Origin of the sequence: Photobacterium sp. GB-56 (genome assembly GCF_003026105.1) — a bacterium.
Lineage (GTDB): Bacteria > Pseudomonadota > Gammaproteobacteria > Enterobacterales > Vibrionaceae > Photobacterium.
Genome location: NZ_PYNW01000001.1, coordinates 430,758 through 453,560, shown reverse-complemented (window position 1 = coordinate 453,560; position 22,803 = coordinate 430,758). Strand labels below are relative to the sequence as shown.

The following is a 22,803-nucleotide window of genomic DNA, read 5'->3' as shown; positions in this document are numbered from 1 at the left end:
TTCCCTCTATGCTCAATTATTCGCCTTTAGCAGCTTTGAAAGCGTCAGCCATAGCATTACCGAACGCAGCATCATCTTGCTTGTTCAGAGTAGCCATTGCTTCTTGCTCTTCAGCAACGTCTTTAGCACGTACAGATAGGTTGATTACGCGGTTCTTACGATCAACGCCTGTGAATTTAGCTTCAACAGAATCGCCAACAGAAAGAACTAGAGTTGCGTCTTCAACACGGTCTACAGATGCTTCAGAAGCGCGTAGGTAACCTTCGATGCCTTCGCCTAGCTCAACAGTTGCGCCTTTAGCGTCAACAGCAGTAACTTTACCAGTTACTAGAGCACCTTTCTTAGTATCAGCAACGAAAGAGTTGAATGGGTCTTCTTCTATTTGCTTAACACCTAGAGAGATACGCTCACGCTCAGCGTCTACTGCTAGAACTACTGCAGAGATTTCGTCGCCTTTCTTGAAGTCACGAACTGCGTCTTCACCAGAAACATTCCAAGAAATGTCAGATAGGTGAACTAGACCGTCGATGCCGCCTTCAAGACCGATGAAGATACCGAAATCAGTGATAGACTTGATCTTACCAGTAACTTTGTCGCCCTTAGCTTGCATTTCTGCAAATGACTGCCATGGGTTAGCTTTACACTGCTTAAGACCTAGAGAGATACGACGACGCTCTTCGTCGATATCAAGAACCATAACTTCAACTTCGTCGCCCACGTTAACAACTTTAGATGGGTGGATGTTTTTGTTAGTCCAATCCATTTCAGAAACGTGTACTAGACCTTCAACGCCTTCTTCGATTTCAACGAAGCAGCCGTAGTCAGTTAGGTTAGTTACGCGGCCAGTAAGCTTAGTGCTTTCTGGGTAACGCTTAGCGATTGCAACCCATGGATCTTCGCCAAGTTGCTTAAGACCTAGTGATACGCGAGTACGCTCACGGTCAAACTTAAGAACTTTAACGTTGATTTCATCGCCAACATTAACGATTTCAGAAGGGTGCTTAACACGCTTCCAAGCCATGTCAGTGATGTGTAGAAGACCGTCAACACCGCCAAGATCAACGAATGCGCCGTAGTCAGTAAGGTTCTTAACGATACCTTTAACTTCCATACCTTCTTGTAGAGAAGCAAGTAGTTCATCACGCTCAACGCTGTTCTCAGATTCGATAACTGCGCGACGAGAAACAACAACGTTGTTACGCTTCTGGTCTAGCTTGATTACTTTGAACTCAAGTTCTTTGTTTTCTAGGTGAGCAGTGTCACGAACTGGACGTACGTCTACTAGTGAACCTGGTAGGAACGCACGGATGCCGTTAAGTTCAACTGTGAAGCCGCCCTTAACTTTACCGTTGATGATACCAACAACTGTTTCAGCATCTTCGTAAGCTTTTTCAAGCTGGATCCAAGCTTCGTGGCGCTTAGCTTTCTCACGAGAAAGTTTAGTTTCACCGAAACCGTCTTCGATCGCGTCAAGAGCAACGTCTACCTGAGCACCAACTTCGATTTCTAGTTCGCCAGCAGCGTTCTTGAATTCTTCAGCAGGAATAGATGACTCAGATTTTAGACCAGCGTCAACTAGTACGTAACCGTTTTCGATAGCTACTACAGTACCTTTAACGATTGCACCTGGGCGAGTTTCAACTTGGTTTAGCGACTCTTCAAAGAGTTGAGCAAAAGATTCAGTCATTTAATTAATCTTCAATATGATAAACAACCATGGGTATCCTACCGCATGGGGTTGATAATAAAGTCAGTTATCATCCATGACACTGACGTTATTTAGCTGTTCACACAACTAAATATGGATTCGTTATTTTAGCTTAGCATCAACATATGCTAAGACTTTCTCAAGTACCTGTTCAATCGATAATTCGGTTGAATCCAGTACTAGTGCGTCATCAGCAGGACGTAAAGGCGCTACAGCACGATTGCGATCGCGGTAGTCTCGTTCCTGAATTTCGCTTAAAAGGCTGGCAAAGTTAACATCTAAGCCTTTTTTTTGCAACTGATTCATACGTCGAGTTGCGCGTTCTTCTGCACTTGCATCAAGAAAGATTTTTACTTCTGCGCCTTGAAAAACAACGGTTCCCATATCGCGACCATCTGCCACAAGGCCTGGTTGCTCATTAAAGGCGCGTTGACGACGTAGTAATGCTTCTCGAACGCGAGGTAAAGCAGCCACTTTTGATGCTGTATTACCTACTTCTTCAGTGCGAAGCGTGCCAGAAACATCTTCACCTTCAAGAATAACCTTAACCAACTCACCTTCTGCAATAAACTGAACATCTAAGTGCGCAGCAAGAGGAACTAAAGCGTCTTCTGATTCGATATCAACACCATGATGAATAGCCGCTAATGCTAAAACACGGTAAATTGCACCAGAATCTAATAAATTCCAGCCCAGTTTTTCTGCTAATAGCATACATAGCGTCCCCTTTCCGGCGCCGCTTGGACCATCAACAGTGATGACTGGAGCATGAGTAGACATAGGTTTTCTCCGATGTAGTTTCCGTAACAGATGAAAGACAGAACCAAAGGTTTCTCTGTACCTTCAAACGGTGGCACATTATACGGAAAAAAAATCTCAATTTATAGTGTAATGTCCTAACCTTATGTTTCTTTTTACGCCAATAAAAAAGCCTGATGCAAGAAGATCAGGCTTGTAAAAATGTAATCTCAGTTATCAGAAAAATTTATTACAGTCTTAACAACTCAATCCCTTTAATTTATCAAAATAGTCAGGGAATGTTTTTGAGGTACACTTTGGATCATTAATCGTCACTGGTGTATCGCTCAATGCCACCAGCGAGAAACACATCGCCATTCTATGGTCATCATAAGTATCAATCGCCGCATGCTGTAAGATGGTTGGTGGCACGATAGTGATATAATCCTCACCCTCTTCGACTTCTGCGCCAACTTTACGAAGCTCTGTCGCCATTGCAGCTAAACGATCAGTCTCTTTTACACGCCAGTTATAAACATTACGAATCGATGTTGTACCTTTGGCAAACAATGCAGTTGTTGCAATAGTCATTGCCGCATCAGGAATATGGTTAAAATCCATATCTACTGCGCTTAATTCTCCACAACGAGCAATAACATAATCATCGCCCCACTCGATATCCGCCCCCATCGCAGCAAGCGCATCTGCAAATTGAATATCACCCTGAATACTCTTTTTACCAATACCAGTGACTTTTACTTCGCCACCTTTAATCGCAGCAGCCGCTAAGAAATATGAGGCTGAAGATGCATCGCCTTCAACAAGTAATTCACCAGGTGAAACATAGGTTTGATTACCTCGAACAACGAACTCTTGATAATTACGGTTTTCAACTTCAACACCAAACTGCGCCATAATATGTAGCGTAATATCAATGTAAGGTTTTGATACCAAATCACCCTTAATGCGTATAACAGTGTCTGCTTGTGCTAAAGGTGCAGCCATTAAGAAAGCGGTCAAAAACTGGCTTGAAATAGAGCCATCAATCTCAACCTCGCCACCTTTTAAACCAGTACCCATAATCTTTAGTGGTGGATAGTTTTCATTTTCGAGATAAGTAATGTCCGCGCCAGCACTACGCAACGCGTCAACAAGATGACCAATAGGACGCTCTTTCATTCGCGGCTCACCCGTTAGTACAAATTCACCGCCGCCTAAACACAATGCAGCTGCAAGCGGACGCATCGCTGTACCCGCATTGCCTAAATATAATTCAAGGGGCTCATTAGGTGAAAATGCGCGGCCCAAGCCTTCAACTTCACAAACTGTTTTATCTTCAGATAATTGGTAATTCACACCTAACTGCTTTAATCCGTTAAGCATATGGCGAATATCATCACTATCTAATAAATTAGTGAGGCGTGTAGTACCTGTTGCTAACGCTGCCAATAATAGGGCGCGATTCGAAACACTCTTTGAGCCCGGTAAATTTACTTCACCATTGATCTTAGCTATCGGCTGTAACGTTATACTTTCCATTTGATTATTCATCCAATCCTAATTCTTTAACCTTTAAGAAGATTAACGAATATTGCATCAGTTAGCTAGTACCCGTTCCTTGCTCACTATAACAATCACGATATTTGATTTATTATTTGGTAAAATCAATAGGATGCAACAGCGGATTAAAGGACAGTAGTAATGACGACAACTCCTATGGTCGGGATCGGTATCATCATTGTAAATGAGCAAAACCAGATTTTGATAGGAAAACGAAAAAACAGTCACGCTCCCTACTATTCCATTCCAGGCGGTCATATGGAGGTTGGTGAAACATTTCGTCAATGCGCGATTCGTGAAGTTAAAGAAGAAACAAATTTAACGATTTATGATCCCGAGGTTATAGCTGTAACTAACAACCTAGAAACTTATGATGAATGTGGAAAGCATTATATTAGTGTTACTTTGTTAGCAACATCATTTACAGGTGAAGTCCAACTAAAAGAGCCTGATAAATGTGAGCATTGGTTATGGGTCGATCCTCATCATGTTCCATCACCACAATTTGATGCTAGCGAACAAGCTATTCGCTGCTATTTAGGAAATCGATTTTGTGTCAGTGAATAAACTAAAAGCACCCTTAGGTGCTCTTAGTTATTAAAATGGCTAATTAGTCATCTTCACGCTCAATTTCACGTGCAACTTTCTTACCGTTAATAATGACACCTTCAACCTCAACGTATTGTCCATGTAACGTCTCTAATGTTAAAAAGTCTTCAAACTCGGTATAAGCATCAACATAGAATGTTTCACCAGCCATCCTAAAATGCTCATCCCCTACTGAGGTTACATAGCCTTCACGATCAAATTCACGCCAGTTGCCTGTTTCACCGCCAAAGCCACGTTCAAATTCAATCTCTTTAGCAACACCATTAAACGCTGTAACTTCAACCAGTTCGCCTGCAGCTAAACGTGCTTTAGTTCCGTCTTCAAAGCGCGTTAGTGCATTAACAATAAAGCGCCCACGTGCATTTAATTCAAATTGGGATTTATCACTATTTACCCAAGTGACAATACCTTCAATTTCATGATCGTTATCAAAGTCATCATACGTTTCTACTTCCACTTCAGTTGCATGAAACTCATCATTAATCATGTGGCCTTTAACTTCGACCCACTGACCATTCATCAATTTGGCATTATCTTCGATGACGTAAGGGGTAAAGAAAACTTTTGTAGTCGCGCCTAGTTTAAAGGTTTGCGTGTTTTGATCTAAACCGCTCAAACGACCTTCAATTTCATATTGACCCGCAACATCTTCTTGTTCGATTTTTACAACCGACAATACTTTATATCCAAGACCATCCGCAGTGGCTTGTGGCAGTGAAGACACCATAACCCAATCATGTAATTCAATGTGGCGATCTAATGCAAAAGATAACGTCACACCATTCACTACAAATGTTTTACGATCTGCACTAATTGTTGTGACTACACCCACCATTGTCGGCTCAACAGAAACAACAGCACCGCTTCTGGATAACATTGAAACTTCAACCATCATATCAGGTTTAAGGCTAGTGATAGGTAGCACTTGAGAGCCATACTTAACTTGCTCTACCTTGTAACTATGACCATTCACATTAATAGTGTTGTAATCATAGTCCACACTCTTAATAGTACCTTGTGCTGCTGTAGGCTTAATATCAACAACAGGTGGTGGAGTCGGTTTACTCTCATCACTACCACCGCCGCCGCCGCAACCAGAAAGAGCAACACCAATCACTACCGCTAAGAGCAATTTTTTCATCAACTAACCTTTATAATTATGAATGTTGTTTTATTGAAAACTATATTAATATTACCTCTGTGAAATATTCGTGAAAAACATAAGGCAAAACGTGAAAATACTCATTGCTGATGATAATGACCAAATCGTTGAAACAATCTCTGACTATCTAGAGCTTGAAGGCAATATTGTTGACTGTGCTTACCACGGTGAAAGTGCGCTTAAATTAATTAAAAATAATTATTATGACGTGATTATCATGGATATCATGATGCCTAAATTGGATGGTATTTCGACCGTTGCTAAAATTCGGAATGAGCTCTTTTGTGGCGCGCCAATTCTGTTTCTAACGGCGAAAGATACACTCGACGATAAAATCGCAGCCTTTAAAGCCGGTGGCGATGATTACCTTCTAAAGCCATTTGCGATGGAAGAACTATCTCTTCGAATAATGGCTCTTGCTAATCGAGGTCAGCGTAAAGATATTGGATTGCTAAGTTATGCTGATATTCAAATAAACAACCAAACAGATGAAGTACGTAGAGAAAACCACATAATAAAATTAAACCGTACCCAACTTAAAATATTAAAATTGTTGGTTCAACATGCACCTAATGTTGTTACTAGACAGCAAATAATCGAAACCATTTGGGGAGAAGAATCGCCCTGCAGTGATGCATTACGAAGTCATATTTATGGTTTACGCAACGCCATTGACAAAGGTTTTTCTGAATCACGATTAGAGACAATTCATGGACAAGGCTACCGTATCAAAGCTGCATAAATATCCAAGTCTTTACCAAAAAGTTGGACTTAGCGTCAGTGTCATGGCATTCAGTATGTTCGTGCTCTTTTGGATCGTCATTTATATTGCAGAAAATCGATTAGAAGTAATTAGTCTTCATCACTGGTTAGATAAGGAATCTTCCCAGTACCAAATTGATTATAAGAAAATGGGCGAAAAAGCCCCTCTTCCCAACAATAGTGAATTTAAAAGTTATTGGAGCCAAAATTCGTTACCCGATTGGCTTAAACCATACCGTAGACCCGGATTTTATGAACACCTCCGCGGTACTGAAGATAAACACTTTATTGTCTTTAAACACCCATCAGGAAAAGGCTTGATGTATGTTGTGTACCAAGATGATGCTGATGATTACTTAGATGAGTTTGAAAATAGCTTACACTACTTCACTTTTATTTTCGGCGTATTGTTATCACTATTAATGGGCGGATATAGTTTTTATTTTATTCGTTCGCTATCGCATCCATTTGAACAAATTAAACATAAGATCGGTCAAATGCAGCCAGATCATACTGAGTTTACTATTGATACCCAATACAATGAAACACGCGCAATTGAACAAGCGTTATTAGATAGTAAACGTGAGATCTCACACTATTTTCAGCGAGAGCAAGAATTCAGCCGGTTTGCATCGCATGAGTTACGTACGCCTATTATGATTATTCAGGGCTCGGCAGAGCTGCTTGATAAGGTTCCTAATCAACCTATGATTGCAAAAAAGGCGATCAACCGTTTACACCAAGCCAGTGAGGATATGAAAATTCTCACAGAAACTTTTTTGTTATTAGGAAAGCAGCATATAGAGCCGCAACATTTTGTCGTTTGTGATATAGAAGACGAATTAAGTAAGCAGCTTACGGTTATGAAACCTTTATTTGCTAAACAAGATACCAATTATCAGCTCACGCTTTCATGTAACACCCCGATCAGTGCACCACTCAGTTTCATCACCATTATTATTAATAATCTAATAAAAAATGCATTTAGTTATAGCGTTGGTGACATTATTATTAAGTTAAACAAAAATACGCTAATGATTACTAACCGTCATGATGGTAATGAGATCTATAATCAAGGCTATGGGTGTGGTTTAGTTATTGTGCAACGGATCTGTGAAAGGATGAATTGGCCTTACCATATAACCAATGACAATGTCAGCTTTACCATTAGCGTCATATTTTTACCGCCAAATAATTAAGGAATAATTAATGGCAAAATATATCAAATCGCTAAGTTTTATCATGTTAATCGCAACCATGTTTGGATGCACAACAGGTAAACCCAACAATATTGAAGCAGTAACACCTTTTGTGCTTAATAAATACTTGGGAACGTGGCATGAAATAGCAAGAATGGATCATAGCTTTGAGCGTGATTTAGACTATGTCACTGCAACTTACAGTATGAATGAAGATGGCAGTGTAAAAGTCGTTAATCGTGGTTTTAACACTCACTTAAAAGAATGGAAAGAAGCCATTGGTAAAGCCAAATTTGTAGAAGATGATAATGTTGGCTACCTTAAAGTCTCTTTCTTTGGCCCTTTTTATGGCAGCTATATTATTTTTTATTTAGAGCCAGACTATTCAACCGCGCTGATCAGCAGTTATAACCACGATTACTTCTGGTTATTATCTCGTCACAAGCAAATAAGCCCACAGCAATTAGAACGTTATATCAACATTGCTAAAAAAGCAGGTTTCGATACAGATAAGCTGATATATCCAAAACAATAAACAAAAAGCCACATAATGCTGTGGCTTTTTGTTAAATCCGGATCTTACTGTTAGCCCAAACCTGTGCCTCATCTAATGGCATAGGTTTCGCAAAATAATAGCCTTGGCAAATATCGATACCACACTGTTCAACAAACTGTTTTTCTTGTTCCGTCTCAATGCCTTCTGCAACCAGAACACAGCCCGTTACTTCACTGATCTTAGCTAACAATTGGTAAAGGTTCTTTTCTCGCTCATTTTGCGTATTCAATAACAACGATCTATCAAGTTTTACCTTATCGAAGTTAAATTTAAGTAAATGCGGGAACGACGCGTAACCCGAGCCAAAGTCATCGATAGCAACAGTGATCCCTAATGCTTGCAGTGCATCTATATTTTTAGAAATCTGCTTATCTTCAGTGATAATAGCTTCTTCTGTGATCTCAACTTCTAAATTTTCTGGGTCAATATTATAAAAGCGTAAGCGCTCCATGATCAGATGAATAATTGCAGGATCAGCAATACTCTCAGCTGAAATATTCACCGATACTTTACAGCCATTAGCTAGAGGCATACTTTGCATATCATTTAAAACGAGATCGATAACCATCTGATCCAATTGTTTAATTGCACCAAGCTGATAAAAATCATTAATAAAGATTGGCGGATTTAGTTTACCCGTTTTATCTTTATAACGAACTAGCGCCTCAAAAGATAATTTCGTCGCATTAGTTACGTTTACCTGTGGCTGATAATGCATCAAAAACTCACCGTTATTAAGCATATGATTAACCCGACGGCTTATATCATGCTTACTCACATAACTACCCATCATTTGGTTTATATCACCTAAGAAGGTTTTAAATGTTGAGCTTTCTAATTCTGACTGTCGGCTCATCGTCATGTTATTTTGACGACTTCGCCCAACATAATTCAAATAAAACGGACGATAAATCATCACGCCAAGTGTTATCACCACAAACTGTAGAACAACGCCACCAATACTATTTTGGGTCGCAATATAGCCACTTAACAATGGCGGTGTCATCCAGTCAACAATCGTACCAACATGATTTACCAAGCCTAATGATATCGCGCTATAAACCACAACAAAACTAGCTAACGGTACACACACAAAAGGCACAATTAATATTGGATTAAATATAATAGGCAAACCAAACAGTAATAACTCATTAATATTAAAGATCACTAATGGTATCGCAGATATTGCTAACGTGATGTGGCGACGATCTTTTGAAAACAATAAAATACATAGCAAAAGGCTGATCGTGTTTCCAGAGCCCCCCATTGATAAAAATGCATCATAAAAACCTTGCCCTAAGACATTTAACGGTGCATCTCCAGCTTGCCATGCTGCAATGTTTAATTGTGTGTTTTCAAAAAGTTGCTGCTTTGCGCGAAATAAAAAGTTATGCCCATTAATACCAACAGCACCCAATAACCCCAAGATAAATTGGTATGCAAGACCGCCTAAAAAAGTTAATGGATTTAACGTTATAAATTGGCTCGCACCTGTACTAAAAGCGAGGAAACTTTCCATTAACTTTGCGAGTGCAAGTGTCATCAATAGAAAAGCAAAAAAGTGAGCCACTTGTATATAAAGTGTTTTCACAAAATCTAAACGAGACGGATCAAGTGGAAATAAACGAAACGACACGCAACAGATTGCTGAAATAATAGCCGTCAGTAACGCAATCAGAGGATTATTAGGTAATCCTGTATTTGCCGCAACAAGATCATTAGGCACCGAAATCGCAATGTACATAAGCAATGAATACGGCACAACAACCATAGCATTGACACCATGTTTCGTTGAAATGTAATAGCTTGTGATAATACACAACGTAATAGGATAAATACCTATTAGTAAATCTGAGAAATAGAAAAACGTACTCGCAGCTTGTGTTAATCCTGCAATATTTAAGGAGTGACCAACAAATATGGTTATTGCGTTACAAATCGTTAATGGCAATAACAATAAAAAGACAATCGATATATCTTTAATATAGTTGTTGTAATATGACTTAATTGACGCCATTTTCCACATAACGATAAAAGCTATTCTAGGGGGGATAATCGCGCGATTATATATATGAAATGCTTTTCATCAATAATAAAACTGTTAAGAATAGTAACAGAAATTAGCGTCTCTATTTATATCATTACACTACTATTTTTAAACATTATAAAAATAAAAAAAGCCATAATATCGACTACTATGGCTTTAATTTTATTTGATTTTACGCGTATTCTTTTTCAAATTTAGCCATAAAATCAACTAATGCTTGAACACCTTCTAATGGCATCGCATTGTAGATTGATGCACGCATCCCCCCCACTGCACGATGTCCTTTCAATGCTTTTAAACCAGCCAAATCTGCTTGCTCTAAAAATAAGTTATCCAACTCAGCATTTTGTAATTGAAACGGCACATTCATAATTGAACGATTATCACTGTGTACTTCGTTGATATAAAAGTCAGAGTGATCAACAAAGTCATACAGTAATTTAGCTTTAGCGAGATTACGCTCTTCCATCGCTTCTACCCCACCAACAGCTTTTAGCCATTTAAAGACTTCAGCAGCTAAGTACCATGCAAATGTTGGGGGTGTATTAAACATTGACTCTTTTTCTACCAAAACCGTGTAATCAAGAATACTTGGTAGAATAGATTTAGCTTTACCAAGCAAATCATCACGTACAATAACAATCGTTAAGCCAGCAGGGCCAATGTTCTTTTGCGCACCGGCGTAAATTACACCGTATTTTGATACATCAATCTTACGTGATAAAATTGTTGATGACATATCAGCCACAATGGGTTTATCCGTCTGAGGTAAATCACGGATTTCAATGCCATCAATCGTTTCATTTGGACAAAAATGCACAAATGCCGCATCGTCAGAGAGTGGCCATTGTGAAGCTGGTAATACTGCCTTTTTTCCGTCTTTTTTACAGGTAATATCAATCGCATTTGGCTGGCAATATTTCTTTGCTTCTTCAATCGCACTGTGCGCCCAGAAGCCACCATCCATATAATCAGCAGTTTCTGCATCACCCAATAAATTTAACGGTACAGCGGCAAACTGTCCACGTGCACCACCATGGCAGAACAGCACATGGTAGTTAGCAGGAATATTCAAAAGATCGCGTAAATCTTGTTCTGATTGTGCAGCAACAGCAAGAAATTCTTTACTACGGTGGCTGACTTCCATCACAGAAGTACCTAAACCATTCCAGTTAATCAATTCTTGTTGAGCTTTAGCGAGAACATCTGCGGGGATCATTGCGGGTCCTGCGCAAAAGTTATAAACCTTATCCATAATTTTGACTTTGCTCCTGCTTGGGGAAATAAAATAAATGCCTATTGCTTCATAAAGCTAATAACACCAAACACATAACGTTTTTAGCATTATAAAACAACATAAGAGAAAACATTGCCACGACAGCAAATGTCAATCCTTTGTTTTTACACCTTTATTAAGCAACTTAAAAGTTTTTATTATAAATTGCTAGCTTGATGAATAAACAAAGTACAAAAAGCCTACCAACAAAAAAATGATGCGCAGATGAATATTTGGAATAATTGAATTTTCCTGAAATATTTCGAATACGACAACGTAGATTTATTCAAAAACTCACGTATTGAGCGTTTTAATAACTATATTGATACATTCTTAATAAAAGCAAAATACGAGATAAAAAAATGGCGACTACTCTAGGAGTAATCGCCATCTCATCAACAAGTTAAGATAACTTATTCTTGTTCAGTTGAATCATCAGAGCTGGTATCAGTTGCTGGCAGCTGCTGTGCATTTTCTACAGCTTCGCCTTCAACTAATTCCGCATCTTCAATTAATTCTTCTTCTGGTTCATCAATACGTTGAAGGCCAACAACTTTCTCGCCTTCAGAAGTACGAATAAGCGTTACACCTTGAGTGTTACGACCAACACGACTTACTTCAGAAACACGAGTACGAACTAGCGTACCAGCGTTAGTGATCATCATGAATTCATCGCCGTCTTCTGCTTGAATAGCACCAACAACGCTACCATTACGCTCAGAGACTTTAATCGATACAACACCTTGTGTTGCACGGCTCTTCGCTGGGTATTCAGCCAATTCTGTACGCTTACCGTAACCATTTTCAGTTACTGTTAGTACATCACCATCGTTATGAGGAACAATAAGTGAAATCACTTTATCGCCTTCAGCTAACTTAATACCACGAACACCTGCCGCTGTACGACCCATGCCACGAACACCGCCTTTCGCGTTGCCTTCAGCATCAATCACAGGACTTTCGTAGAAGCGAACAACTTTACCAAATGCAGAGAACAGCATGATATCGCAGTCACCGTCAGTAACATCAACACCGATCAATGAGTCACCTTCACGTAGATTAACGGCAATAATACCGGCACTACGAGGACGACTAAAGTCAGTTAATGGTGTTTTCTTCACTGTACCATCAGCGGTTGCCATGAAGACAAACTTGTCCTCTGTGTATTCACGTACAGGAAGAATCGCGGTAATACGCTCATTTTCTTCAAGAGGTAGAATGTTCACAATTGGCTTACCGCGTGCAGTACGGCTTGCTAATGGTAATTGATATACCTTCAGCCAGTACATACGGCCACGACTAGAGAAACATAAAATCGTATCGTGGGTATTAGCAACTAACAGACGCTCAATGAAGTCTTCTTCCTTCATACGCGTTGCAGCTTTACCTTTACCACCACGACGCTGTGCTTCATAGTCGCTTAAAACTTGATACTTAACGTAACCTTCATGAGATAGCGTTACAACAACATCTTCTTGAGTGATTAAATCTTCTAAATCGATGTCGTGGCTAGCAGCAGTGATCTCAGTACGACGTTCATCGTTAAACTGCTCTTTAACTAGCTCTAGCTCTTCACGGATCACTTCCATCAAGCGCTCAGAGCTTGACAGGATGTACATTAGTTCCGCGATTTCATCAAGCAGTGCTTTGTACTCTTCTAAAATCTTCTCGTGCTCAAGCCCTGTTAGCTTGTGTAGACGAAGATCAAGAATCGCTTGTGCTTGCTGTTCAGTTAAGTAGTACTGATTATCACGAATACCGAATTGCTCTTCCAGCCACTCAGGACGTGCAGCATCTGTACCAGCACGCTCAAGCATTGCTGCTACATTACCAAGATCCCAGCCACGTGCAATTAAACCAGCTTTCGCTTCTGCAGGTGTTGGTGCACGGCGGATAAGCTCAATAATTTCATCAATGTTAGCCAAAGCAAGAGCAAGACCTTCAAGGATGTGTGCACGATCACGCGCTTTACGCAATTCGTAAATAGTACGACGTGTTACCACCTCACGGCGGTGATTCACGAAGCACTTCAGCATTTCTTTTAAGTTAAAGATTTTTGGCTGACCGTTATCCAGTGCAACCATGTTGATGCCGAATGTGGTTTGTAGCTGAGTTTGTGCATAAAGGTTGTTAAGTACAACTTCACCCACAGCATCACGCTTACATTCAATAACAATACGCATACCATCTTTATCAGATTCGTCACGTAGTGCACTAATGCCTTCAACTTTCTTATCTTTAACAAGCTCTGCAATCTTCTCGATTAAGCGAGCCTTGTTAACTTGGTACGGAATTTCGTGAACAACAATGGTTTCTTTACCATTCTTCTCAACTTCAATCTCCGCTTTGGCACGCATGTAAACTTTACCGCGGCCAGTATGATAAGCGTCAATAATCCCTTTACGACCGCTGATCATTGCAGCTGTCGGGAAATCTGGGCCTGGAATATATTCCATTAGCTGATCAATGGTGATGTCTTCATCATTGATGTAAGCCAAACAGCCATTGATCACTTCACCTAGATTGTGTGGCGGAATATTTGTTGCCATACCTACAGCGATACCAGAAGAGCCATTCACCAATAGGTTAGGGATCTTTGTTGGTAATACTGCAGGGATTTGCTCTGTACCATCGTAGTTTGGTACATAATCCACAGTTTCTTTATCTAGATCAGCAAGTAGTTCATGTGCGATTTTAGACATACGAACTTCGGTATAACGCATCGCAGCGGCTGAATCGCCGTCGATTGAACCAAAGTTACCCTGACCATCTACGAGCATGTAACGCAACGAGAATGGTTGGGCCATACGTACAATTGTATCGTACACAGCACTATCACCATGTGGGTGATATTTACCGATAACATCACCTACCACACGGGCAGATTTTTTATATGCTTTATTCCAGTCATTGCCTAGTACATTCATCGCGAATAAAACGCGGCGGTGTACTGGCTTAAGGCCATCACGCACATCAGGAAGAGCACGACCAACGATTACTGACATCGCATAGTCGAGGTAAGAGCTTTTCAGCTCATCTTCAATATTTATGGGCGTGATCTCTTTTGCAAGATCGCTCATGGAGCCAATATCCCTCAGGTAATTTCTGTCGTATTTTTATACGTGCAAGGCGTAAGAATATAGCATATTACAGCCCTAATAGGCACACCTTTCACGACTTATGTTGTGAGTAATTTAGCGGAAATGAAATAAAACAGAAATAAACGATGTCACAATTGTGAATTGAATATATGCACCTGTTTATAAATTACACACTATTGGAAGAACAACTCAAATCATAATGTAACTATTTTAACTTACCGAATATGTAACGATTTGTAAAAACTAGAGTGATAACTTAATTTTTTACTGTATGCGTTGCAATTGATTAATGAATCATAAGATTGAGAGTTGTCGCAACTTTTACGCCCCCAATACCCATTAAAATAGTGCGGTTACTAAGCCAATATACACAATATACAATAGATAGGCAGATTTTAGGTCAAAAATCTTATTATACGCCTACTTAATGGATGTATGAGGATACGCTGATGGGTACAGCAATAAATATAATTGGGCTATCAATAGTCATTGGAAAATACATATTAATGGCAATACTCGCGACACTCACTTTTCTTGGTGGCTCTGTGAGCCCAGAGCTTATTCCTGCCACCTTAACCTCCTTTAATGATTAGTTTTGCTATCAATACATAATCAAATAGCCAAACACATCTCGTTTGGATATTTCTTTTCTGAATCAATCACCCTTTATTTTACCGCTTTGCAACCATTCAATTATTTCGCATAATGCACAGTATCAATTAAGGAAAATGGCATCAATGTAATGAGCAAACCACTAAATGTTGATCCAGCAGAGATCAGTAAATTTGAAGATATGGCCTCTCGCTGGTGGGATCTAGAAGGTGAATTTAAACCTCTCCATCAAATTAATCCCCTTCGTCTAAATTACGTTATTGATCACGCTAATGGTCTCTTTGGCAAAAAGGTACTCGATGTCGGTTGTGGCGGTGGTATCTTAGCTGAAAGTATGGCAATTGAAGGTGCTGAAGTAACTGGTCTCGATATGGGCAAAGAACCATTAACTGTTGCTCGTTTACATGCATTAGAGACAGGGACAAAGTTAGACTACATTCAAGCAACAGCAGAAGAGCATGCTGATGAGCGTCATGGATATTATGATGTTATTACATGCATGGAAATGCTAGAGCATGTTCCTGATCCAGCATCAATAATTGCAGCCTGTGCGAGAATGGTTAAGCCGGGCGGCCACGTTTTCTTTTCAACCTTAAACCGTAATCTCAAATCTTACCTTTTTGCTATTGTTGGTGCTGAGCATGTGATGCGTATCGTTCCCAAGGGAACACATGATCATAATAAGTTCATTCGCCCTTCTGAATTAATAGCAATGATTGATAAAACAGAATTAGAAGAGCGTCATATTATCGGTTTACATTATAATCCTCTAACAAATGCTTATAGTTTAGGCTCCAATGTTGATGTGAACTATATTGTTCACACCCAAAAGCAAAGCTAACCTACATAAATGACGCTTTTAGCTTCAACATTGCGTATTCAATGTTGAAGCTCCGCTCTTGTTATTCCACCTTATGCATTTCAACTCTTCTATCAATAAACATCTCAATAACATTAGACCAATAAACTGTGTACATAGTCACTCAAAAATATCTTGTCATATCAAGGGTTACTTAGTATTTATTGATATCACTCACAACAATTTTTGAACTCCTAAAACCACTAAATTTCAACAAAAAAATATTTTTTTTCTCACTAAAATCTCATCATCCAATATTGCAATTTGCTATCTAATTGATGGCATTAGCGAGTTAAGTAAGTAGGCACTGACTTTTTTATAAAAATCCCCATCTTATCCACAGCTGGTCAAAAAATGTCATCTTGCAAAAAAAAGAAATCACCACTATCTTGTAATCACTTTGACAGCACACCCCAACATATAGTGTTTTTGTCTTACAAGAATTTTTATCAAAGATCACATTCTTTGCTAATCTATTTATAGAAAGTTGCAAAAAAAGCTCATATGCAAGGAAAACTGGGAAACTAACTAAAAATGACTCAACAACTAACAGTTACCAAGCGCGACGGCCGTACTGAAAATATCGATTTAGATAAAATCCACCGCGTAATTGAATGGGCTGCAGAAGGTTTAGAAAACGTTTCTGTATCTCAAGTAGAACTAAAGTCTCATATCCAGTTTTACGATGGTATCCGTACTGATGATATCCATGAAACAATCATCAAAGCTGCGGCGGATTTAATCTCTGAAGAGACTCCTGATTACCAATACCTTGCTGCACGCTTGGCGATTTTCCATCTACGTAAAAAAGCGTACGGTCAATTTGAGCCACCAAAGCTATATGAGCACGTTAAAAACCTTGTAGCTAAAGGTAAATACGACAGCCACTTATTAGAAGATTACACCGCAGAAGAATTCGCAGTGATGGATACTTTTATCGATCACTGGCGCGATATGAACTTTTCATACGCAGCGGTTAAACAGCTTGAAGGTAAATACCTTGTTCAAAACCGTGTATCAGGTGAAATTTTTGAAAGTGCCCAATTCCTATACATCCTGATTGCAGCAGCTTTATTTAATAAGTATCCAAAAGAAACACGTCTTGATTACATTAAGCGTTTCTATGATGCATCATCACTATTTAAAATTTCACTACCAACACCAATTATGTCTGGTGTTCGTACGCCTACACGTCAATTTAGCTCTTGTGTACTGATTGAATGTGATGACAGCCTTGATTCTATCAATGCGACGGCAAGTTCTATTGTTCGTTACGTATCGCAGCGTGCAGGTATTGGTATTAATGCTGGCCGTATTCGTGCACTAGGCTCTGAAATTCGTGGTGGTGAAGCTTTCCATACAGGCTGTATTCCATTTTACAAATACTTCCAGACTGCTGTTAAATGCTGTTCTCAAGGCGGCGTGCGTGGTGGTGCAGCAACACTGTTCTACCCTATTTGGCACCGTGAAGTTGAATCACTGTTAGTGCTTAAAAATAACCGTGGTGTTGAAGAAAACCGTGTTCGTCATATGGATTACGGCGTTCAAATCAACAAACTTATGTACACCCGTTTGATCAAAGGCGAAAATATTTCTCTGTTTTCTCCTTCTGACGTACCAGGAATGTACGATGCATTCTTTGCTGATCAAGACGAGTTCGAGCGTTTATACCTAAAATATGAGCAAGATAGCAGCATTAAGCGTGAAACAATCAAGGCAATTGATTTGTTCTCACTACTGATGCAAGAGCGTGCGTCAACAGGTCGTATTTACATCCAAAACGTTGACCACTGTAATACACACAGCCCATTTGATCCGGCGGTTGCTCCTATTCGTCAATCTAACCTGTGTCTTGAAATCGCACTGCCGACTAAGCCACTGAACAACGTTGAAGATGAAAACGGTGAAATTGCACTGTGTACGCTGTCTGCATTTAACTTAGGTGCTATTGATAGCCTTGATGATTTAGAAGAGCTAGCAGAGCTAACTGTTCGTGCGCTTGATGCGTTATTGGATTACCAAGATTACCCACTTCCAGCAGCGCGTCGTTCAACGATGAACCGTCGTACATTAGGTGTGGGTGTGATTAACTTTGCTTACTACTTAGCGAAAAATGGTGTGCGTTACTCTGACGGCAGCGCAAATAACCTGACACACGAAGCCTTTGAAGCAATTCAATATTACTTATTGAAAGCATCTGTGAGTCTGGCTAAAGAGCAAGGTGCTTGCCCTGCCTTTAATGAGACAACCTATGCACAAGGCATTCTACCTATTGATACCTATAAAAAAGATATCAATAATATTTGTTCTGCTGAATTACGCTACGATTGGGAAACATTACGTGAAGAGATCAAAACACACGGTCTACGTAACTCAACCCTATCGGCATTAATGCCATCAGAAACATCGTCGCAAATTTCTAATGCGACAAATGGTATTGAGCCACCACGAGGTTTCGTTTCAGTTAAAGCGTCAAAAGATGGTATCCTGAAGCAAGTTGTTCCTGATTACGCTAAGTACAAAGATAACTACGAGCTACTATGGAATATCGGCAGTAACGATGGTTACCTACAACTTGTGGGTATCATGCAGAAATTTATCGACCAAGCGATCTCGGCTAACACCAATTATGATCCAAGTAAGCAAGCTGGCGGTAAAGTTCCAATGAAGCTGCTACTTAAGGATCTACTAAATGCTTACAAACTTGGTGTAAAAACCCTTTACTACCATAACACTCGTGATGGTGCCTCTGATAGTCAGGGTGATATGGCAGCGGACGATTGCACCAGTTGTAAAATTTAATTATTAAATGGGAGCCTCATGGCTCCCCTTTGATTTGAGGAAATCATGGCTTACAGTACTTTTTGTCAAACACGTAATGATCAATTAAAAGAGCCTATGTTCTTTGGTCAATCTGTGAATGTTGCTCGCTACGATCAACAAAAATTTGAAATTTTCGAAAAACTTATCGAAAAACAATTATCATTTTTCTGGCGTCCAGAAGAAGTGGACGTTTCTGGCGATCGTATTAATTACAACAACCTGCCAGATCATGAAAAGCATATTTTCATTAGTAATCTAAAATACCAAACATTACTTGATTCGATTCAAGGCCGTAGTCCTAACGTGGCACTATTACCGATTGTTTCTCTTCCTGAATTAGAAACATGGATTGAAACTTGGTCGTTCTCTGAAACAATTCACTCACGTTCTTATACGCATATTATCCGCAATATCGTTAACAACCCTTCAGTGGTTTTTGACGATATCGTCGAGAATGAGCATATTATTAAACGTGCTGGTGATATTTCTAGATACTATGATGATCTAATTACTGCTACGAATGACTACCACCGCTTTGGTGAAGGTAATCATTCTGCTAACGGTGTTCCATTCACAGTTAGCCTTCGTGAACTTAAGAAAAAGCTATACCTATGTCTAATGTCTGTGAACGCACTAGAAGCGATTCGTTTCTACGTAAGCTTCGCATGTTCATTTGCTTTCGCTGAACGCGAACTAATGGAAGGTAATGCAAAAATCATCAAGCTAATTGCACGTGATGAGGCGTTGCACCTAACTGGCACCCAGCACATTCTGAACTTACTACGTAATGGTCATGACGATCCTGAAATGGTCGAAATTGCTGCAGAGTGTGAGCAAGATTGCTTTGATCTTTTCAAAGCAGCAGCAGAACAAGAAAAGGAATGGGCGGACTATCTATTTAAAGATGGTTCAATGATAGGCTTAAATAAGCAAATCTTGTGTCAGTATGTAGAATATATTACCAATTTACGCATGGTTGCTGTGGGTTTACGCCCAGCCTATGAAGGCGCAACACAAAACCCAATTCCATGGATTAATTCTTGGTTATCTTCTGACAACGTACAAGTTGCACCACAAGAAGCTGAGATCAGTTCATACCTTGTGGGTCAAATTGACAACGATGTAAGTGCTGATGATCTTGGTGACTTCGAACTATGAGTCAATTAACCATTAAGGTTAATGGTGTGAAGGTTCATGGAAATACCCATGAGCCTTTACTCAAGCAACTAGAGCAAGCGGGGATTCAACCTGAATACCAGTGTCGAAATGGTATGTGTGGTGCTTGCCGTTGTAAGTTAAAACAAGGTGCTGTTGATCAACATGACGCACTCGCTTTTATTGCACCAAATGAAATATTAACCTGTCGGTCAGTCCCTAAATCAGATGTCGAAATAGAATTTGATTACCAAGTTACAACAAAGCAAGAAACAACAAAAAAGGTAGCTCAATAATATAGAGCTACCTTTTCTTTTAGTGCTTAATCACGTTACTTATTTTTCACACACATTACGTGGTAAACACCGTCTTCAACTTCTGTCCCTTCTGTCTCATGCTCAAAGCCTGGGAATTCTTTGTCCCATACTTCAAGGCTATGAAGGTAACCAATCTGCGGGCTACTATCATCACCAAAGTTCTCACCTGACATCAACATTGGAATACCCGGTGGATATGGGATAACCGCATTGGCCGCAATACGACCTTGTAGCTTATCAGAAGGTACCATTTCAACATTATCATCAACTATCGCTTCAAACGCAGCGCGTGGCGTAATATCAGCCTTAGGTAAGGTTGAATAAGCCGCATTTAGCATTTCCGATGGCGTATGTTGTTTCAAATAGCCAAACATCTTATCACCAAGATCTTTTAAGCCTAAATGCCCATACACATCAGGATGAGCAGCAACAAGATCCGGTAAAGCATTTTTCAGTGGCGTATTATTATCGTAGTGTGTTTTAAAGCTCAATAAGGTATTAACAAGCGTTGCCCACTTACCTTTAGTGATCCCCATTGAGAATAAGAACATAACTTGGAAGTCTGTCGTTCGAGTTGGCACTATGCCAAATCGAGTAAGGTATTGTGTAACCAACGCTGCAGGTACACCTGTATCCAATAACTTACCATCATCTCCCATACCAGGTGCTAAGATGCTGACTTTAATTGGATCGAGCATACACCAATCAGCAGGCATATCTTCAAACCCATGCCATTTATCACCAGGCTTCATCACCCAGAAATCTTGATGCGTTGCTAAAAGCTCTGCCGGCGCATCTTCAAAATCATAGACTTTACCCGTATCAGGATCAGTGATCGTTTCTGCATTCCATGGTTTGAAGAACCACTCACCATCAGCAGCAAATTCTTTATGTAAACGCCCCATCGCCTGACGATAATCAATCGCTTCTTTAATTACTTCATGAGTTAAAGATTGACCTCGAGGACCATCCATTTGTGATACAGCGATATCGTTAGATGCACTAATTGCATATAACGGTGATGTTGTTGCATGCATCATGTAAGACTGATTAAAACGCTCAAAATTAATATGATCTTTACCATAGCGTACATGGATCCATGACGCCTGTGACAATGCGTTTAATAATTTATGCGTTGAGTGTGTCGCGAACACTGTTGGTGCATCAGGATCTTCTATTGGCTCACCACGCATCGCAAAGTGATCGGTATAAATAGGATTAAAACGCGCATAGCCATACCAGGCTTCATCAAAGTGAATACGATTACTACTTTCTGCTAATATATCTTGCGCACGCTTAGCGTTATAACACAAACCATCATAAGTACAGTTTGTCACCACTGCATAAGTTGCTTGTGTTCCGGCTTTAGCTTTCGTGAGTTCGCTACTTTCTGCTGATTTCTTTAAACCTTCTGGCGACATTTGATCTGGATAAATAGGACCAATAATACCGTAACGATTTCGAGTTGGTACCATGTAGACCGGTAATGCACCAGTAAGCATTAATCCCTGCTCAATAGATTTATGACAGTTTCGATCACAGATAGCGAGAGTATTTTCACGCATACAAATTTGCATAATGGTACGGTTTGCACCTGATGTACCAGTGACTAAAGAATAGGATTTATCTGCACCAAAAACTTTTGCCGCGTATTCTTCACTCTCACCAAACGCTCCCGTATGATCCAATAACGAGCCTAAAGAACCTCGCTCGATCCCCATATCAGAGCGGAATAGACCTTCCCCATAATAGTTATAGAATCGTTGACCCGCCGGTGTTTTACGGAAACCGACACCACCTTGGTGTCCAGGTGCGGCCCAAGAATACTCATGAATATCATCATATTTCATCATCGCAGATGCGAGTGGCGGCAGTAATTGCTCTCGATAACGTTCCATCGCCGCTATGGCACGACCAGCAATAAAGTCAGCCGTATCTTCTAATATCCACGCAAACTCATCAACCTGAGACATTAACTCGCGGTTAATAGTCAAGGTCACTTTTTTTCTTTCTGCCAGTAAAAATACGGGAACCCCTTCTTGGCGTTGATTTAATTTTTCAATCAACGAAAAGAACATATCGTTTTCTTCTTGTTGCTGCCCTGTCATACTTGAGGTCAGCATTAAGCAATCAATTGCTAAATTAACATTTAGAATAGAATAACAATCATCATAAGAAGAGGCGCTAAGAACGGTAATCGATTCATTTTTAAATTGTTCGACTAAACGATCAATTGCATTCGCAATAACCCCAGTTTTTTGCGAGTTATCAAAAATTAAAACTCTCTTATGTTTTCCGTAATTAAGCATATTCTGGTCC

The 22,803-nt window shown here is 39.8% G+C and carries 17 protein-coding genes; 8 read left to right on the top strand and 9 right to left on the bottom strand.

What is annotated here, in order from left to right:
• Nucleotides 1–16: 16 nt before the first annotated feature.
• From rpsA to aroA, 3 genes are all read right to left on the bottom strand, one after another.
• Nucleotides 17–1,687 carry a 30S ribosomal protein S1 gene (gene rpsA, locus C9J42_RS02075; RefSeq protein WP_005370867.1) on the bottom strand — a complete coding sequence of 557 codons (1,671 nt, stop codon included), beginning with the start codon at nucleotides 1,685–1,687 and terminating at the stop codon, nucleotides 17–19.
• A 123-nt stretch (nucleotides 1,688–1,810) separates the two neighbouring features.
• Complete coding sequence (cmk, locus tag C9J42_RS02070) at nucleotides 1,811–2,488, bottom strand: (d)CMP kinase (RefSeq protein ID WP_107205700.1); 678 nt, start codon at nucleotides 2,486–2,488, stop codon at nucleotides 1,811–1,813.
• Between the two features lie 216 nt (nucleotides 2,489–2,704).
• The gene (aroA, locus tag C9J42_RS02065; RefSeq protein ID WP_107205927.1) at nucleotides 2,705–3,985 is read right to left on the bottom strand and encodes a 3-phosphoshikimate 1-carboxyvinyltransferase; all 1,281 of its coding nucleotides are present in this window, start codon (nucleotides 3,983–3,985) and stop codon (nucleotides 2,705–2,707) included.
• Nucleotides 3,986–4,147: 162 nt separating this feature from the next.
• Between aroA and C9J42_RS02060 the strand changes: the two genes are divergently transcribed.
• Nucleotides 4,148–4,573, top strand: a complete 426-nt coding sequence (locus C9J42_RS02060; protein ID WP_107205699.1) for an NUDIX hydrolase — start codon at nucleotides 4,148–4,150, stop codon at nucleotides 4,571–4,573.
• Between the two features lie 43 nt (nucleotides 4,574–4,616).
• On the opposite strand, the gene C9J42_RS02055 is transcribed toward C9J42_RS02060, so the two are convergent.
• On the bottom strand, nucleotides 4,617–5,756 hold the full coding sequence (locus C9J42_RS02055; RefSeq protein WP_107290422.1) for a DUF5666 domain-containing protein: 1,140 nt from the start codon (nucleotides 5,754–5,756) through the stop codon (nucleotides 4,617–4,619).
• A gap of 91 nt (nucleotides 5,757–5,847) precedes the next feature.
• On the opposite strand from C9J42_RS02055, the gene C9J42_RS02050 reads away from it, so the two are divergent.
• The 3 genes from C9J42_RS02050 to C9J42_RS02040 are packed head-to-tail and all read left to right on the top strand — an operon-like array spanning nucleotide 5,848 to nucleotide 8,273.
• Nucleotides 5,848–6,519: a response regulator transcription factor gene (locus tag C9J42_RS02050; protein WP_107290423.1), complete on the top strand. Its 672-nt coding sequence runs from the start codon at nucleotides 5,848–5,850 to the stop codon at nucleotides 6,517–6,519.
• Nucleotides 6,488–7,738, top strand: a complete 1,251-nt coding sequence (locus C9J42_RS02045) for a HAMP domain-containing sensor histidine kinase (protein ID WP_107301610.1) — start codon at nucleotides 6,488–6,490, stop codon at nucleotides 7,736–7,738. Before C9J42_RS02050 ends, C9J42_RS02045 begins: the two co-directional genes overlap by 32 nt.
• Before the next feature lie 10 nt (nucleotides 7,739–7,748).
• Nucleotides 7,749–8,273 carry a lipocalin family protein gene (locus tag C9J42_RS02040; RefSeq protein WP_107205695.1) on the top strand — a complete coding sequence of 175 codons (525 nt, stop codon included), beginning with the start codon at nucleotides 7,749–7,751 and terminating at the stop codon, nucleotides 8,271–8,273.
• Nucleotides 8,274–8,304: 31 nt separating this feature from the next.
• On the opposite strand, the gene C9J42_RS02035 is transcribed toward C9J42_RS02040, so the two are convergent.
• The 4 genes from C9J42_RS02035 to C9J42_RS21480 all read right to left on the bottom strand — a co-directional run bounded on the left by C9J42_RS02035 (nucleotide 8,305) and on the right by C9J42_RS21480 (nucleotide 15,289).
• Nucleotides 8,305–10,320 (bottom strand): EAL domain-containing protein, encoded by a 2,016-nt coding sequence (locus C9J42_RS02035; protein ID WP_107259490.1) that lies wholly within the window; start codon nucleotides 10,318–10,320, stop codon nucleotides 8,305–8,307.
• A 193-nt stretch (nucleotides 10,321–10,513) separates the two neighbouring features.
• The gene (gene serC / locus C9J42_RS02030) at nucleotides 10,514–11,596 is read right to left on the bottom strand and encodes a 3-phosphoserine/phosphohydroxythreonine transaminase (protein WP_107301609.1); all 1,083 of its coding nucleotides are present in this window, start codon (nucleotides 11,594–11,596) and stop codon (nucleotides 10,514–10,516) included.
• A gap of 434 nt (nucleotides 11,597–12,030) precedes the next feature.
• Nucleotides 12,031–14,697, bottom strand: a complete 2,667-nt coding sequence (gyrA, locus tag C9J42_RS02025; RefSeq protein WP_107205693.1) for a DNA topoisomerase (ATP-hydrolyzing) subunit A — start codon at nucleotides 14,695–14,697, stop codon at nucleotides 12,031–12,033.
• A gap of 445 nt (nucleotides 14,698–15,142) precedes the next feature.
• A complete protein-coding gene (locus C9J42_RS21480; RefSeq protein WP_158259261.1) occupies nucleotides 15,143–15,289 on the bottom strand; it encodes a hypothetical protein in 147 nt (48 codons plus the stop codon).
• Nucleotides 15,290–15,460: 171 nt separating this feature from the next.
• On the opposite strand from C9J42_RS21480, the gene ubiG reads away from it, so the two are divergent.
• The 4 genes from ubiG (at nucleotide 15,461) to yfaE (ending at nucleotide 20,463) form a co-directional block, all read left to right on the top strand.
• A complete protein-coding gene (ubiG, locus tag C9J42_RS02020) occupies nucleotides 15,461–16,171 on the top strand; it encodes a bifunctional 2-polyprenyl-6-hydroxyphenol methylase/3-demethylubiquinol 3-O-methyltransferase UbiG (protein WP_107205692.1) in 711 nt (236 codons plus the stop codon).
• A gap of 552 nt (nucleotides 16,172–16,723) precedes the next feature.
• Nucleotides 16,724–18,991: a class 1a ribonucleoside-diphosphate reductase subunit alpha gene (nrdA, locus tag C9J42_RS02015; RefSeq protein ID WP_107205691.1), complete on the top strand. Its 2,268-nt coding sequence runs from the start codon at nucleotides 16,724–16,726 to the stop codon at nucleotides 18,989–18,991.
• Between the two features lie 45 nt (nucleotides 18,992–19,036).
• Nucleotides 19,037–20,170 (top strand): class Ia ribonucleoside-diphosphate reductase subunit beta, encoded by a 1,134-nt coding sequence (gene nrdB / locus C9J42_RS02010; RefSeq protein ID WP_107245483.1) that lies wholly within the window; start codon nucleotides 19,037–19,039, stop codon nucleotides 20,168–20,170.
• Nucleotides 20,167–20,463: a class I ribonucleotide reductase maintenance protein YfaE gene (gene yfaE / locus C9J42_RS02005; RefSeq protein ID WP_107205689.1), complete on the top strand. Its 297-nt coding sequence runs from the start codon at nucleotides 20,167–20,169 to the stop codon at nucleotides 20,461–20,463. The genes nrdB and yfaE overlap by 4 nt, the downstream gene beginning before the upstream one ends.
• Before the next feature lie 35 nt (nucleotides 20,464–20,498).
• Here the strand turns inward: yfaE and adiA are convergent, their stop codons facing one another.
• A complete protein-coding gene (gene adiA, locus C9J42_RS02000) occupies nucleotides 20,499–22,793 on the bottom strand; it encodes an arginine decarboxylase (protein ID WP_107205688.1) in 2,295 nt (764 codons plus the stop codon).
• Nucleotides 22,794–22,803: the final 10 nt, after the last annotated feature.

Coding starts and splice junctions, on each gene's coding strand:
- rpsA (WP_005370867.1), bottom strand. CDS start 1,687: ATGACTGAATCTTTTGCTCAACTCTTTGAAGAGTCGCTAAACCAAGTT.
- cmk (WP_107205700.1), bottom strand. CDS start 2,488: ATGTCTACTCATGCTCCAGTCATCACTGTTGATGGTCCAAGCGGCGCC.
- aroA (WP_107205927.1), bottom strand. CDS start 3,985: ATGGAAAGTATAACGTTACAGCCGATAGCTAAGATCAATGGTGAAGTA.
- C9J42_RS02060 (WP_107205699.1), top strand. CDS start 4,148: ATGACGACAACTCCTATGGTCGGGATCGGTATCATCATTGTAAATGAG.
- C9J42_RS02055 (WP_107290422.1), bottom strand. CDS start 5,756: ATGAAAAAATTGCTCTTAGCGGTAGTGATTGGTGTTGCTCTTTCTGGT.
- C9J42_RS02045 (WP_107301610.1), top strand. CDS start 6,488: ATGGACAAGGCTACCGTATCAAAGCTGCATAAATATCCAAGTCTTTAC.
- C9J42_RS02040 (WP_107205695.1), top strand. CDS start 7,749: ATGGCAAAATATATCAAATCGCTAAGTTTTATCATGTTAATCGCAACC.
- C9J42_RS02035 (WP_107259490.1), bottom strand. CDS start 10,320: ATGTGGAAAATGGCGTCAATTAAGTCATATTACAACAACTATATTAAA.
- serC (WP_107301609.1), bottom strand. CDS start 11,596: ATGGATAAGGTTTATAACTTTTGCGCAGGACCCGCAATGATCCCCGCA.
- gyrA (WP_107205693.1), bottom strand. CDS start 14,697: ATGAGCGATCTTGCAAAAGAGATCACGCCCATAAATATTGAAGATGAG.
- ubiG (WP_107205692.1), top strand. CDS start 15,461: ATGAGCAAACCACTAAATGTTGATCCAGCAGAGATCAGTAAATTTGAA.
- nrdA (WP_107205691.1), top strand. CDS start 16,724: ATGACTCAACAACTAACAGTTACCAAGCGCGACGGCCGTACTGAAAAT.
- nrdB (WP_107245483.1), top strand. CDS start 19,037: ATGGCTTACAGTACTTTTTGTCAAACACGTAATGATCAATTAAAAGAG.
- yfaE (WP_107205689.1), top strand. CDS start 20,167: ATGAGTCAATTAACCATTAAGGTTAATGGTGTGAAGGTTCATGGAAAT.
- adiA (WP_107205688.1), bottom strand. CDS start 22,793: ATGCTTAATTACGGAAAACATAAGAGAGTTTTAATTTTTGATAACTCG.